Genomic DNA, 13,476 nt, shown 5'->3' with positions numbered 1-13,476 from the left:
CTGGTGCGGGTATGGGCGTGGGTGTGACCGCTGCCGTTGGGCTCATTGCAGCGATAGGCGCTGTGGCGGGAGGTGGGGTTTTCTTGCGGAAAAAACTGAACATGCTTGGAGGCCCTTAGGAGCCGTGAATTGTAGGCAGTGCGCTGTCTACAATCACCCACGTGTCAAAACCATCTCCTCTTTCTTCTCCCCCCAAGCGGGCTAAGGCCTCTTTGCCCCACGAAGTTCGCCTGATTGGCGGTCTATGGAAGCGCAGCAAGCTGCCCGTGCCGGACCGGCCGGGCTTGCGCCCGACCCCGGACCGCGTGCGCGAAACCCTGTTCAACTGGCTCGGGCAGGATTTATCCGGCTGGCGGGTGCTTGATGCCTTTGCCGGCACGGGGGCCTTGGGCTTTGAAGCGGCTTCGCGTGCCGCTGCCTCGGTGGTGTTGCTGGAGCGTGATCCCAGTCTGGTGGCGGGCCTGCATACCAGCCAAGCCAAGCTGGGGGCCGCACAGGTGGTGATCCATCGTGCTGACGCCTTGGCCTGGATGTCGCGTGGGGGTGGTGCTGGGGCTCACCGCTTTGATCTGGTGTTCCTGGACCCACCTTTTGGCCAAGACTTGTTTGAAGCCGCTTTGCGCGCGGCCTTGAAGGTCTTGCAGCCTGCCGGCTTGATCTACTTAGAGTCCGACCGAGATTGGTCCGCTGCCCACTTGGCCCCCTTGGGTTTGGCTTTGCGCCGCTCAGGCCGAGCCGGCATGGTGCATTACTTTCTTTTGGAACCATCGCCCTTGCAACAGGAGTGACGCTTGTCAGTGCTTCCCCGTTTGACCGCCGTGTATCCCGGCACGTTCGACCCCATGACTTTGGGCCATGAAGATCTGATGCGTCGGGCCAGCCGGCTGTTTGATCGTCTGATCGTCGCGGTGGCTGCCGGGCACCATAAACGCACGCTGTTCAGCCCCGATGAGCGTTTAGAGATCGCGCGCGAGCTGGCTGTGGCCTATCCGAATGTCGAGGTGATTTCCTTCCATGGCTTGTTGCGTGATCTGGTCATCAACCACGGCGGGCAAGTGGTGGTGCGCGGGCTGCGCGCGGTGAGTGATTTCGAGTATGAGTTTCAAATGGCGGGCATGAATCGCCAATTGATGCCCGAGGTGGAGACCCTTTTTCTGACACCCAGCGATCAGTACCAGTTCATCAGCGGTACTTTTGTGCGTGAAATCGCGCTGCTTGGCGGCGATGTGTCCAAGTTCGTGGCACCTTCGGTGCTTGAGCGGCTCAAAGCCAAAGTCGCGCAACGCCATGAAAGGAGCTGAACGTGGCTTTGATGATCACCGATGAATGCATCAATTGCGATGTGTGCGAGCCCGAGTGCCCCAACGACGCCATTGCGCAAGGAGCGCACTACTACGTGATTGACCCGAATCGTTGTACCGAATGTGTCGGGCATTTCGACACGCCCCAGTGCGTGCAGATATGTCCGGTGTCATGCATTCCGGTCAACCCTGAGCACATCGAAACGCCCGAGCAATTGCAGCTCAAATATCAACGGTTGGTGTCCTTGGGCCGTTGAGGTTTGGCGTGCAGCAGCAGGATGGCTTTGGCCATGTCGCCGGCGAGGAAGGCCTCGGTCGCCTTGAGCGAGGCCTCGATGCACAGATCGATCGCGATGCGATCGTCCAGCGCTGGCTTGCTCAGCACGTAGCCTGAGACGGCGCTGCGCACGCCGGGGTGACCGATACCAAGGCGCAGACGCCAAAAGTCAGCGCTGCCAAGCTGGGTTTGCATGTCCTTGAGGCCGTTGTGACCGGCAGCACTCCCGCCTTGCTTCAGCTTCATCTGGCCGGGCGGCAAGTCGAGCTCATCGTGCGCCACCAAGATCTCGTGCGGTGCGATCTTGAAAAATCGTGCCAAAGCCGCGACCGATTTACCCGACAAGTTCATGAAAGTCTGCGGCTGCAACAGCCACACTGGCCCCCCGGGGTGGTTCACCCGCGCGACCAGACCGTGATAGCTGCGATCAGGCGTCAGCGTGGCGTGCCAAGGCCGCGCGAGTTGGTCGATCCACCAAAACCCGGCGTTATGGCGGGTTTGCTCATATTCAAAACCCGGATTACCCAGGCCGACAAAAAGCCGAATCATGGTTTGTGTGTGGCTGATAGGAAAAGAAAAACGGCCTGCCGTTCAGGGCAAGCCGTTTTTATGCGAGCGCTCAGGATGCGCCGTGCCGGGGAAGAATTACTTCTTGCCCTTGGCAGCAGCCTTGCCCTTGACCGGAGCGGCAGCGGCAACCGGGGCCACAACCACTTCAACTTCTTGAGCCACGACCGTCGCCACAGCCGGGTTCTTGCGGCCATGGGTCACGACCTTGATGCCAGCGTCGAGCTTGATGTCGCTGACGTGCAGCGACTGGCCCTTGCTCAGCACGCCGAGATCGACGGTCAAGAACTCAGGCAGCTTTTCAGCCAAGCATTCGATTTCAAGTTCGCTGATGATGTGATTGATCAGGCACTTGTCGAACTTGACAGCTTGCGATTCAGCTTCGTTGATGAAGTGCAGCGGCACCTTCTTCTGGATGCGGGTGGTGGCGTCCACGCGCTGGAAGTCGATGTGCAGCACTTGTTGCTTCCAAGCGTGCATTTGCACGTTGCGCAGCAACACCTTCTCGACCTGACCAGCCAGATCCATCTCTAGGATGGAGGAATGGAAGGCTTCTTTCTTCAGGGCGTGAAAGAGGGCGTTGTGATCGAGTTCGATGTTGGCAGGTGTGGAACCAGCACCGTAAACGATACCGGGAACACGACCAGCGATACGCAGGCGGCGGCTCGCTCCGGTCCCCTGCAGCTCACGCGTAAAAGCGACGAATTTCATGATGTTTTCCAACGAAGAATGGAAGGTACCCGCGACCAAGTACCCGAAAAAACCGCTGCAAACTCACGCCCGCAGCGGTAACGATCGGATCAGAAGTTGTTGTTCTGTTCCGAAAACAAGGACGTTACCGAGTCACCGTCCGAAATACGACGGATGGTTTCGGCAAACAAGAAAGCGGCGGACAGCTGACGAATCTTGGATGTGTTGCTGGCTTGCGGTGCCAGCGGAATGGTGTTGGTGATCACCACTTCATCCAGATGCGAGGCTTTGATGCGCTCAATGGCTGGGCCGGAAAAAACCGGATGCGTGCAATAGGCGTAGACGCTCTTGGCCCCTCGGCTCTTGAGCACTTCGGCCGCTTTCACCAAGGTGCCAGCGGTGTCGATCATGTCGTCCATGACCACACAGTTGCGGCCTTCGATGTCACCGATGACGTGCATCACCTCGGAAACATTGGCCTTGGGGCGACGCTTGTCGATGATGGCCAGATCGCAACCCAGTTGCTTGGCCAGCGCGCGCGCGCGCACCACGCCACCCACGTCGGGCGAAACCACCACCAAGTTCTCGTAGCGCTTGCTTTGCAAGTCGGAGAGCAGCACCGGCGAGGCGTAGATGTTATCGACCGGGATGTCGAAAAAGCCTTGGATCTGATCGGCGTGCAAATCCATGGTCAGCACGCGGTTCACACCTGCGGCTTCGAGCATGTTGGCCACCACGCGAGCACTGATCGGTACCCGCGTTGAGCGTGGCCTGCGATCTTGGCGGGCGTAGCCGAAGTAGGGGATCACGGCGGTGATGCGGCGGGCCGAAGCGCGCTTCAAGGCATCCACCATGAACAACAATTCCATCAAGTTGTCGTTCGTGGGCGCACAGGTCGGCTGAATGACGAAGGCGTCGCGGGTACGAACGTTTTGCTGGATTTCGATGGTGACTTCACCATCTGAGAAGCGACCAACGCTGGCTTGACCCATGTCAACGCGCAGTTCGGTGGCGATTTCTTGGGCCAGCGCCGGATTGGCGTTGCCCGTGAAGAGGACGGTGTCGGCGAGCATGCTGTCGATCCCGGAGTGATTCGGTGGAGAGCCGAAGAAGAAACGCCCACCGTTTCCGGCGGGCGCTTACGAGCCATGAACGAACGGTGATCAGACCGTCGATAACTTTTGGCAGGGGAAGAAGGATTCGAACCTTCGCATGTCGGAATCAAAATCCGATGCCTTAACCAACTTGGCGACTCCCCTACACAGCTAACCCCGAAAGGTTGGCTTGAAACTTGTCTTTGTCGCTGACCCAATCTAGCAACGGATGCCGGACCAAGCTGTGACACATGCGGTGCGTCCAATCACTGGGCAGCGTCACCAAAAGCTGCTTTTGTGCATCAAGCGCTTCTTGAGAAGCCTGCTTGATTTGAACGAACACTGCACTTCCTGAGCCACTCATTCGACTTTTGCTGCCGAAGCTGCCAAGCAGCTTGAGCGCTTGAGCAACTTCTGGGCTATGTGCTTCAGCACAAGCTTGCAAGTCGTTGCTCCCAAAAGCGAAAGGCTTCTCAAGGAAAGCCGATATTGTAGTTGGACATGTGTTGCGTGGCAAGAGGGGATTTGAAAAAATTGCGGCCGTGGGGATGAATGCGGCGGGCTTGAGCACCATGAAGGTGCTTACGGGTAGATCCAGCGGGGTGAGTTGCTCGCCGATGCCCTCGACCCATGCATTGCGTCCACCCACAAAGAACGGCACATCGGCCCCCAGTTGGAGCGCTAGGTCCAGCAGGACATGGCGTGGATAGTGCAGGCCCCATAACCGATTGAGGGTGATCAGGGTGGTGGCTGCGTCAGAACTACCGCCCCCTAGGCCGGCCCCGGCGGGGATATTTTTTTGGATCGTGATGTCCACACCTTGTGAGGTACCGCTGAACTCTCGCAAGAGCCGCGCGGCTTTGAGGCACAGATCATCGGCCGGCAAGGGTACGCCAAGATCTGTGCGGCTCAAGCGTCCCGAGGCGTTGCGCTCGACATGCAGGATGTCGCACCAGTCGATCAGGATAAAGGCCGATTGAAGCAGGTGATAGCCATCGGGACGGCGGCCAAGGACATGCAAAAACAGATTCAGCTTGGCTGGGGCCGGGACATCGAGGAAAGCCTGGGGAGACATAGCGCGCTTGGATGGGAGGTGAAAAGGGCGTCAAGGCCGGTCAAGGCGCACGCGGATCAGCAGTTCGGGTTGGGCTGCTACTGCGCTCGCGCTCTGGATGGCGGCTCTTTGGGCGATGACCCGGCCCTCATCGAAACGCTGCAAGTCCACCGTCCAGCCGATCTGGCTGAAACCCTGAGCGTCCAAGGGGAGCGGATGGCTCGGTGCTTGGGGCCAAGGGCGGCCTTGCAACCAATCGAACAAGGCGGCCAAGGGAATGGGCTCACCCAGCACCTCAAGCGCCATCTGGTCCAGATCACGGAAGGTGTGCTGCTCGCTTCCGGTGTTGACACGTACCGTCGAGGGGTTCCATTGGGCTTCAGCCAAGCGAGTACCCAGCATGCCGCTCAGCAGCAGTTGGCCGGTTTGAGCCGTGCCTTTGAGTTCGAAATCGGCGTTGAAGGATCGACTCGCATCGTTGACCACCAAAACAGCGAGCCGACCGCTGAGCGCTGGGGCGCTGGGGCTGATCGCCGTGATCGGTGGCGATGGCGGTGGAGGTCGCACAGGCGTTGCGCATCCAACGAGCATGGTGAGCGCCCCGAAGGCGACCCAGCTGCGCAGAACGTTGAGCCTCACAGCTTGACGTTGAGGCGCTGGAGCGTCTCTTGCAGGACGGCGTTGTGGTCGTCTCGACTCTGCCCATCGAGCCAGATACGCCGGGCTTCTTCTTGCTGGCCATCGGCCCACAGGACCTCGCCCAAATGGGCGGCAATCTCGGTATCAGGGCGATAGCCATAGGCTTTTTGCAGCAGCCGAAGGGCTTCCGGACGGTGCCCCATACGGAATTCAACCCAACCCAGACTGTCGGTGATGTAAGGCTCGTCGGGGGCCAAGGTCAAGGCTTTGGCGATCAGATCGCGTGCTTCTTCAAGCCGTTCGTTGCGCTCTGCCAAGCTGTAGCCCAGCGCGTTGTAGGCGTGGTGATGGTCCGGCTTGAGGGTGATCACCCGGCGCAGGAGTTGTTCCATCTCATCTTGGCGCTGCAAGCGCTCTGCCACCAAGGCTTGTTCGTAGAGTAGATCGGCGTCATCGGGAAGTCGCTGATTGCCTTGAGCCAGCACGTCATAGGCTTGTTGCCAGGCTTGGGCATCCCGCAGCAATTGAGCTTCGCTGCCGATGCGCAGCCGAAGTTCACTGGGTGTGGTGTCGGGCAAGGTGTGGATCAGTTGCAAGCCTTCTTGCAAGCGGCCCTGACGCTGCAACAAGGAGGCTCGGCGGATCAACACATTGCTGCTGTCGCCGGTTTCGCCGAGTTTTTGCAGCCAATCTTGGGCGGCGGCGTAGTCTTTGGTTTGCTCGGCAGCTTGGGCTAGCATCAGGTACGCCTGCGCCCGCTCACGGTGGTCGGGCCGCTCATCGTCAAGCACGTTGAGCTCGTCGTCTTCGCTTGAAGGGTTCGGATGCTCGGGGGCTGTTGCCGGGGCTTTCTTCTCATCCAGCGTCAAAAAGCGTTGCAAGGACGGTATCGCGGCTGCCGGCTGGCTCACTTCGATCTGCAAAGCACCGAGCAACAGCCAACCTGCGGCCATGTCCGGGCTGGTTCGGGTCAGGATATCGGCCTGAGTCAGAGCCTCGGTGTAGCGATGCTGGCGGGTCAGGCGGCGGGCGTAGCCGATGCGGATCGACGCATTGCCCTCGGAGGCTTCGCGAAGATGGGTGGTGATCAGGGCCTCGGCGCGCGGGTCAGCCTCCATGAGATCCAACCCAAGCTGCGCCGCAGCGTCTAAATGGGGTTGTGCTTTTTGACCTTGTTGCGCCAACTTGAGGGCTCGATCTGTGTCGCCAGCGATGGCCCAAGCACGGGCCATCGCCATCAGGCTCACGCCTCGGGTGGTGGGGGATTCGCGCCACGGTTTAAGCACATCTTCCAGCAACTGAGCGGTGGCTTTGTTGTCTTGGCTGCGCAGCATCATTTGTGCCAAAGCGCTGATGGCAGCAGGACGCTGCGCTGCGGGCGTGATGTCGAGCATCAAGCGCAACGGCTCGGCCGCTTCTGCTCCTCGGCCCAGGGCCACCAAAACCACCGCTTGGGTGTCGAGTGCATGCACCGAGCGCGGCAAGGTTTGACGCCATAGGCGCGTGGCGCTGAGCGCTTGTTCACCGGCATGGTTGCTGATGGCAATTTCGACCGCTCGCCGAAACAAGACATCGTCGCGGCTGTGCCGCGCTGCTTCTAAAGCCCAGGGGTAAGCCGAGCCGGCGTCACCACGGTGTAATTCGATTTCGCTCGCCAGCAGCTGATAAAACAAATCAGCATCCAGCGCTGAGTAACTATGAGCACCCACCACCACAGGGGCGGGCGTCGGGGTTTGAGCATGGACGGATGGCCCTAGGACCGTCAAACCGCCGGCCAGCAGCAGAGGGGTCCAGGGCCGGACTTGAGGACGCAGTGGCATGGGGGAACTCCTTCAGGGCGGAGATTCTAGGGTGGTGGGTGACGCTGATAATGTCGCATGCCTGAATTGCCTGAAGTCGAAGTGACCCGATTGGGTCTGTTGGATGTGCTCAGTGGGGCCGTGGTGCGTGACCTTGTGCTGGGCAAGGCCTTGCGCTGGCCCTTGGGGTGCGCGCCTTCACGGGTGGTGGGTCTGCGGATCGTGACGGTGCAGCGTCGGGGTAAATACCTTTGGATGCCCATGAGCCAAGCTGCGGGGGCTTCAGCCGGTGGGTTGTTGTGGCATCTGGGGATGTCGGGGTCGCTGCGTTTCGGGCCTGCTTTGGGCGAGTCTGGGCGGCATGACCATGTGCAAATGGTGACGGATCGGGGCGATCTGCGTCTGACCGATCCGCGTCGTTTCGGTGCGGTGGTTTGGTCGGATGCCTTGGATACTGCCCCGGCGGCCACGTTGCTGGCGCGTCTGGGGGTTGAGCCCTTGTCGGCTGATTTCACCGCTGAGGGGTTACTCGCGGGTTTGTCGGGGCGGCGCATCAGCATCAAGCAAGCGTTGCTTGCCGGTCATGTGGTGGTGGGTGTGGGCAATATCTATTGCTCGGAAGCACTCTTTCTGGCGCGGATCGCCCCCCAACGACCGGCCGGGTCTTTGACGTTGAAAGATTGCGAACGGCTGGTCGAAACCGTCCGATGGACGTTGACAACGGCCCTGCAGGCTGGCGGCTCGACGCTGCGTGATTTCCACAGCGCGCATGGCGTCAACGGCAACTATCAAGGGCAGGCGTATGTCTACGGTCGGGCAGGACAACCTTGCCGAGTGTGTGCTGAGCCCATTCAGAGGGAAGTCCAAGGTCAGCGAGCCAGCTATTTCTGTCGCTCTTGCCAGCCGGGCTGATCGGCCGTTGCCGGATGCATTGCCATGAGCCCGTCGGGCTGTGTACCCCCGATTCAGGCGGTGGCTGTCGTTGGCTGGTGTCACGAAGAGCTACGTCCTTGTGAAAGCCTTGCGTTACCATGCCGGGACCCTTCCCCACCGGCTTGGTGATGTCCGAGTTTGCTCCCGAATCCGCCCATACCCCCTTTGTTCGCAGCTTGGATGCTCTTGGCATCTGGCGCCTCAATTTGGAGGTGCGCCTGCGTGATTTGGTGCGGTTTTTGCGCGAGCAAAGTTTGCTCGATGAGACCGCTAAAGACTTGCTTGATTCGCTGCGTCAGCGTCTTGCAGAAGAGAAAATGGTGTTGGCCTTCGTGGCCGAGTTTTCGCGCGGTAAATCTGAGCTGATCAACGCGATTTTCTTCTCCGATGCGGGCCGACGCATCATGCCGGCATCGCCCGGCCGTACCACCATGTGTCCCGTCGAGTTGGGCTGGGATCCGGATGAGCCGGTTGGACTGGCGCTTTTACCCATCGAAACCCGGCTTGAAGGGGCTTCCTTGGCCGAGCTGCGCGCCCAGCCCCGGGTCTGGATGCATACCCCGTTGGATATCAAAGATTCGGCCGCTTTTGCCAAGGCGGTCTCGGCCGTCATGGATACCCGTCCGGCCACGCTGGCTGAGGCGACGGCGCTGGGTTTTTGGAACGAAGACCGCCCACGGGACAATCCGCCGCTCAACAGTGATGGCCGCGTCGAGGTGCCGTTGTGGCGCCATGCGTTGATCAACGTGCCGCATCCCTTGCTCAAACGTGGGTTGGTGGTTTTTGATACCCCGGGGCTGAATGCCATCGGGGCTGAGCCTGAATTGACCGTGGGGTTGCTGCCCAGTGCGCATGGCGTGGTGTTCGTGCTAGGGGCCGATACGGGGGTGACGCGCTCCGATATGGAGATCTGGCAGGACCACCTCACCTCCCAAGCTCTGACCCGCTATGTGGTGTTGAACAAGATCGACGCCTTGTTTGATCCCTTGTCGCCGCCCGAACATACCGAAGCGCAGATCACAGTGCAATGCGCCCAAGTAGCCAAGATGCTGGAGGTGCCGACCTCGCGGGTTTTTCCGGTCTCGGCGCGCCAAGCCTTGAGTGCGCGCATCGATGGCAACCCCCGTTTGTTGACTGAAAGTCGCTTGCCGATCTTTGAAGAGGCACTGGCTCAGCAACTGTTGCCGCAGCGGCGGCAGGTTTTTGAGCAGCTGACCCTTGAGGCTCTTGGGCACGTGGAGCGCCAGACCAGCCATCATCTGGGCGATATGCGTCGCCAGCTGACGGATCAGCTCATGGAGTTGCGCGGTCTACGCGGCAAAAACGTCCACAAGGTGACGGTTTTGTTGGACCGTGTCAGTGCAGAAACTGCCGAATTCGAGCGCTGTATTGCGCAGTTGCAAGCGCTGCGCGGAGTGCATTCACGCATGCTCAAAGAGTTGCAAGTCGGCATTGGTGGCGATGCCCTGCGGCGCTTGGTCGATGCCACCATGCGCACCATCCGTGAGTCGCTTTTCAAACTTGGTGCCCGCAAAGCCTTCAAAGAATTGTTCAGCGATTTGGGGTTGGTGCTTGAAGAAGCCGAGCGTGAAGGGCGCGAGATCCGGGAGTTGCTCGCCTCGGCCTACACCCAGCTCAATACCCAGTTCGGTTTCAGCTTGGTGCCCGCTACGCCGCCCGATCTGACCCGTTATCGGGATGATCTCTCGCTGATTGAGCGCAATTACACCCAGTACCTTGGCGTGACTCAGGGGTTGCGTTTGTCGCAGCCGCGCTTTTTGGAACAATTTCGCCGCATGTTGCTTTCGCGTCTGCGGGTGGTGTTCGAAGGGGCCGGTAATGACATTGAGGTCTGGAATCGCAGCGCCTCGGGCCAGATCGACGTGCAGTTGCGGGATCGTCGTCGGGCGTTCAAGCGTCGGCGCGATGCCCTTGAGCGCATTCGCGGTGCTGCGGGAGAGTTGGAGCAGCGCCTGAGCGAGCTCGAAGCCTACGACCAGCGGGTGACCGACATGGAGCGCCGCTTGGCCTTCTTGTTTGACGAGGCGCGGCGTGTCGCGACCCAGCAGGATTTTTCTTTCCCGCAAGCGTCATCGCCACCGCCATCACAGCCACTCCAGCAACGCCCGGATATCGAGATTCCGACCCTTAGTGCGGCGGTGTACTGAAAAGATTCAAACGATGTTGAAGACGACGTTGGCGGCGCGCGCCCAAGCCTTGGCACCTGTTTTTGCGCCGGATCTGGTGACTTGGCAGCGCCATCAAGGGCGCCATGATTTGCCTTGGCAGCGCGACCGCGATCCGTACCGGGTCTGGTTGTCGGAAATCATGTTGCAGCAAACCCAAGTGGCGACGGTACGGGGCTACTTCGAGCGCTTCTTGCAGCGTTTCCCGGATATCCAACGGTTGGCCGCAGCACCGCTGGACGATGTCTTGGCGCAATGGGCTGGGTTGGGTTATTACCGCCGAGCCCGTTTTCTGCATCAATGCGCCCAGACTGTGGTGATGAAGCATGGCGGTGTTTTTCCGCAGCAAGCCGCGCAATTGGTGAGCTTGCCCGGCATCGGACCCTCCACCGCTGCGGCGATTGCTTCCTTTTGTTTTGGGGAGCGGGTTTCGATTCTGGATGGCAATGTGCGGCGTGTGCTCTCGCGCTTGCTGGCGTGTGATGCCGACCCCGGCACCATGGCCACCCAGCGTGCCCTTGAGGCGGCGGCCGAAACGTTGTTGCCCGAGCACACCCAGCTCATGCCGGCCTACACCCAAGGGCTGATGGATTTGGGGGCCACGCTGTGTACGCCGCGTGACCCGGCGTGCGGGCGCTGCCCGATGGCCGCTTCATGCCATGGGCTGCAATCGGGTGAACCGTTGCGCTACCCGGCCAAAAGCCGGCGACTTGTGCGCCAGCGGCGCGAAAACTGGTGGCTTTGGGCGCAATCCGGCGATCAAGTTTGGCTGGAGCAGCGTCCTGAGCAAGGTGTCTGGGCGGGGTTGTGGACCTTGCCGTTGTTGGATAGTGCGGCAGCTTGCCAAGAACACATCGACGCACACGTCGGCGTCGAGCCTGTGCAGGTGCTGCCGGTCATCAAGCATGCACTGACCCATTTCGACTGGTTTTTGCATCCCGTGCCGGTGCAGGTGCCGTTGGCCTCGGCTTCGTTCAGAAGCACAGGGCGCTGGGTCGCGAAGGCTGAGCTCGCGGGGCTGGCGCTGCCGGCACCGCTGCAAAAATTGCTCAGTCGCTGATGATGCCGTGGCGGCGCAAGAAGCCGTCCACCAGTTGTAGGCGCGCGCGCGGGTCGGGCAGCACCATCAGTTGATATTTCAAGGGCGTCGGGATAGGCAGTAACTCGCACCAGCGATTCGCCACCCAGCCAGCGTCATGAAAGCGATGTGGGCGTGCGACGGGCGGTGTTTTGCCCTGAGCTTCAAAAGCTTGAAGGGCCCGGGCCAAGGCTTGCACCGCTGCACTTTGCAACTCAAGGGATGGGGCCAAGAGCGGATCGGGCTCGATAAGCCGCGCCTCAATCTGCCACAGCCCTTGGCTGTCGTCGTAGGCCGGGGCATGCACTTCGAAGCGTTGCACGCCTTGGCAGCGCAGATGCAGTACCTCGGTGGCGGGGGCATCGCAAGCCACCAGTTCGGCCAGGCAGCCGATGGGCTCGAAGGAGGGATCGTTCGTGCCCGGAGTGTCCGGCCCTTTTTTCAGGGTCACGACCCCGAAACTACGGCCGCTGCGCAAGCAACTCGACATCAAGGCCAGATAACGCGGCTCTACCACTTTGAGATTGAGCCGACCCTCCGGAAAGAGCACGGCTTGGAGCGGTAACAGCGCCAGCTTCATCCGGCAGCTGCGCGTGTTTCCAACTCGCGGTGTCGGACCAAGGTGGGAATGCGCTCCCGAAAACGTTTGGACAGTTGCTCGGCGCAGTACACCGAACGATGCTGGCCGCCGGTGCAGCCTACAGCCACGGTCAGGTAGCAGCGTTGATCGCGGGTGAAAGAGGGCAACCAGTGCGTCAAGAAGGCTTCAATCTGCTTGAGCATTTCAGCCACTTCGGCCTCCGCTTCGAGGAAGCGAATCACCGCTGGGTCGCGTCCCGTCTGGGCGCGCAGCTCGGGTACGTAGTGCGGGTTGGGCAGCATGCGCAGGTCGAACACCATGTCGGCGTCGCGGGGTACCCCCCGCTTGAAGGCAAAGGATTCGAAGGTGAGCGTGAGGGAGGCCTGGGCGGCCCCGGCGAGTTGGCGGATCCAGGCGCGCAGTTGCACCGGGCGCAAATCGCTGGTGTCGATGACGGTCGAAATCTCGTGCAGCCCTGCCAGCATCTCGCGCTCATGGCGGATGGCTTCGATCAGTCGGGTGTGCGTGGCGTCGTCTTGCAGGCCTTGGGAGGACAGCGGATGACGCCGCCGAGTTTCAGAAAAACGCGGCACCAACGCTTCGGTGCGGGCATCGAGAAAGATCGGCAGCAAGCGCACACCGCTGCGGCGCAGCTCCTCGATCATGGCCAGCAGGATCGGCAGCGATAGGGCACTGCGCACATCGGCGGCGATGGCGATCAGCGGGGTGCCTTTGATGCGTTCCAGATTCAGGAACTCACGCAACAACTCGGGCGGCAAGTTGTCCACGCAGAAGTAACCTGCGTCCTCCAAGGCATTCAAAGCCACGGTTTTCCCTGAACCGGAAATGCCAGCAATCAGCACCACCGGGGCGATGGTGGGTGGGGAAGAAGAGGCAACGGAGGTGTTCATGGACGAAGAAAATTAACGGCACCATCGGCCACCATGGCAGGGCGCTGCATTGTCACCCCAACTCACGTTGACCGTGGGGTGCAAGGGTCGCCAACATGTCGCGCGCATGGGCCAAACCCACTTCTGAGCGGGGATGCCCCCCCAACATGCGGGATAGCTCTTCCACCTGCATGCCCAGATGGGCGGTGGCGATGTGGCTGCGTGCCGTGCCGTTTTGGCTGGTTTTGCTGACGATGAGATGCTGGTGCGCACAGGCCGCCACCTGCGCTAGGTGGGTGATGGCGAGGACTTGATGAGCTTGACCCAAGCGCTGCATCAGCCGCCCCACCGTTTCGGCCACCGTGCCGCCGATCCCCGCATCGACCTC

Annotated in this window: 14 protein-coding genes, 1 tRNA gene and 1 pseudogene; 6 read left to right on the top strand and 10 right to left on the bottom strand. The window is 60.7% G+C overall.

The window, feature by feature from the left end; genetic code table 11:
• Window positions 1-212 precede the first annotated feature (212 nt).
• The 3 genes from rsmD to AC3VI7_RS09835 are packed head-to-tail and all read left to right on the top strand — an operon-like array spanning window position 213 to window position 1,558.
• On the top strand, window positions 213-788 hold the full coding sequence (rsmD, locus tag AC3VI7_RS09845) for a 16S rRNA (guanine(966)-N(2))-methyltransferase RsmD (protein ID WP_489667837.1): 576 nt from the start codon (window positions 213-215) through the stop codon (window positions 786-788).
• 9 nt (window positions 789-797) lie between these two features.
• Window positions 798-1,301: a pantetheine-phosphate adenylyltransferase gene (coaD, locus tag AC3VI7_RS09840; RefSeq protein WP_489667873.1), complete on the top strand. Its 504-nt coding sequence runs from the start codon at window positions 798-800 to the stop codon at window positions 1,299-1,301.
• 2 nt (window positions 1,302-1,303) lie between these two features.
• Window positions 1,304-1,558 carry a YfhL family 4Fe-4S dicluster ferredoxin gene (locus tag AC3VI7_RS09835; protein ID WP_489667838.1) on the top strand — a complete coding sequence of 85 codons (255 nt, stop codon included), beginning with the start codon at window positions 1,304-1,306 and terminating at the stop codon, window positions 1,556-1,558.
• On the opposite strand, the gene pth is transcribed toward AC3VI7_RS09835, so the two are convergent.
• The 7 genes from pth to AC3VI7_RS09800 form a co-directional block, all read right to left on the bottom strand.
• Window positions 1,531-2,127, bottom strand: coding sequence for an aminoacyl-tRNA hydrolase (gene pth / locus AC3VI7_RS09830; RefSeq protein ID WP_489667839.1), 597 nt, complete (start codon window positions 2,125-2,127; stop codon window positions 1,531-1,533). The genes AC3VI7_RS09835 and pth overlap by 28 nt on opposite strands.
• Window positions 2,128-2,223: 96 nt before the next feature.
• Window positions 2,224-2,856 carry a 50S ribosomal protein L25/general stress protein Ctc gene (locus AC3VI7_RS09825; RefSeq protein ID WP_489667840.1) on the bottom strand — a complete coding sequence of 211 codons (633 nt, stop codon included), beginning with the start codon at window positions 2,854-2,856 and terminating at the stop codon, window positions 2,224-2,226.
• 89 nt (window positions 2,857-2,945) lie between these two features.
• The gene (locus AC3VI7_RS09820) at window positions 2,946-3,908 is read right to left on the bottom strand and encodes a ribose-phosphate pyrophosphokinase (RefSeq protein WP_489667841.1); all 963 of its coding nucleotides are present in this window, start codon (window positions 3,906-3,908) and stop codon (window positions 2,946-2,948) included.
• Between the two features lie 109 nt (window positions 3,909-4,017).
• Window positions 4,018-4,094, bottom strand: a tRNA-Gln gene (locus tag AC3VI7_RS09815).
• Window positions 4,093-5,004 carry a 4-(cytidine 5'-diphospho)-2-C-methyl-D-erythritol kinase gene (ispE, locus tag AC3VI7_RS09810; protein ID WP_489667842.1) on the bottom strand — a complete coding sequence of 304 codons (912 nt, stop codon included), beginning with the start codon at window positions 5,002-5,004 and terminating at the stop codon, window positions 4,093-4,095. Before ispE ends, AC3VI7_RS09815 begins: the two co-directional genes overlap by 2 nt.
• 30 nt (window positions 5,005-5,034) lie before the next feature.
• On the bottom strand, window positions 5,035-5,550 hold the full coding sequence (locus AC3VI7_RS09805) for a lipoprotein insertase outer membrane protein LolB (RefSeq protein ID WP_489667843.1): 516 nt from the start codon (window positions 5,548-5,550) through the stop codon (window positions 5,035-5,037).
• 68 nt (window positions 5,551-5,618) lie between these two features.
• Window positions 5,619-7,442, bottom strand: a complete 1,824-nt coding sequence (locus AC3VI7_RS09800; RefSeq protein WP_489667844.1) for a tetratricopeptide repeat protein — start codon at window positions 7,440-7,442, stop codon at window positions 5,619-5,621.
• A 57-nt stretch (window positions 7,443-7,499) separates the two neighbouring features.
• On the opposite strand from AC3VI7_RS09800, the gene mutM reads away from it, so the two are divergent.
• The 3 genes from mutM (at window position 7,500) to mutY (ending at window position 11,600) form a co-directional block, all read left to right on the top strand.
• Window positions 7,500-8,333: a bifunctional DNA-formamidopyrimidine glycosylase/DNA-(apurinic or apyrimidinic site) lyase gene (gene mutM, locus AC3VI7_RS09795; protein WP_489667845.1), complete on the top strand. Its 834-nt coding sequence runs from the start codon at window positions 7,500-7,502 to the stop codon at window positions 8,331-8,333.
• Between the two features lie 119 nt (window positions 8,334-8,452).
• Window positions 8,453-10,522, top strand: a complete 2,070-nt coding sequence (locus AC3VI7_RS09790; protein ID WP_489667846.1) for a dynamin family protein — start codon at window positions 8,453-8,455, stop codon at window positions 10,520-10,522.
• Between the two features lie 13 nt (window positions 10,523-10,535).
• A complete protein-coding gene (gene mutY / locus AC3VI7_RS09785) occupies window positions 10,536-11,600 on the top strand; it encodes an A/G-specific adenine glycosylase (RefSeq protein ID WP_489667847.1) in 1,065 nt (354 codons plus the stop codon).
• Here the strand turns inward: mutY and AC3VI7_RS09780 are convergent.
• From AC3VI7_RS09780 to AC3VI7_RS09770, 3 genes and pseudogenes are all read right to left on the bottom strand, one after another.
• Window positions 11,590-12,198: an LON peptidase substrate-binding domain-containing protein gene (locus AC3VI7_RS09780; protein WP_489667848.1), complete on the bottom strand. Its 609-nt coding sequence runs from the start codon at window positions 12,196-12,198 to the stop codon at window positions 11,590-11,592. The two genes, mutY and AC3VI7_RS09780, sit on opposite strands and share 11 nt — an antisense overlap.
• Window positions 12,195-13,109, bottom strand: coding sequence for an RNase adapter RapZ (rapZ, locus tag AC3VI7_RS09775; RefSeq protein ID WP_489667849.1), 915 nt, complete (start codon window positions 13,107-13,109; stop codon window positions 12,195-12,197). Before rapZ ends, AC3VI7_RS09780 begins: the two co-directional genes overlap by 4 nt.
• A 52-nt stretch (window positions 13,110-13,161) precedes the next feature.
• Window positions 13,162-13,476, bottom strand: a pseudogene (locus tag AC3VI7_RS09770) (DNA repair protein RecN); the annotation flags it as partial.

The organism is Leptothrix toolikensis (SeqCode) (assembly GCF_057922285.1).
This window is presented reverse-complemented; position numbering and strand designations above follow the sequence as displayed.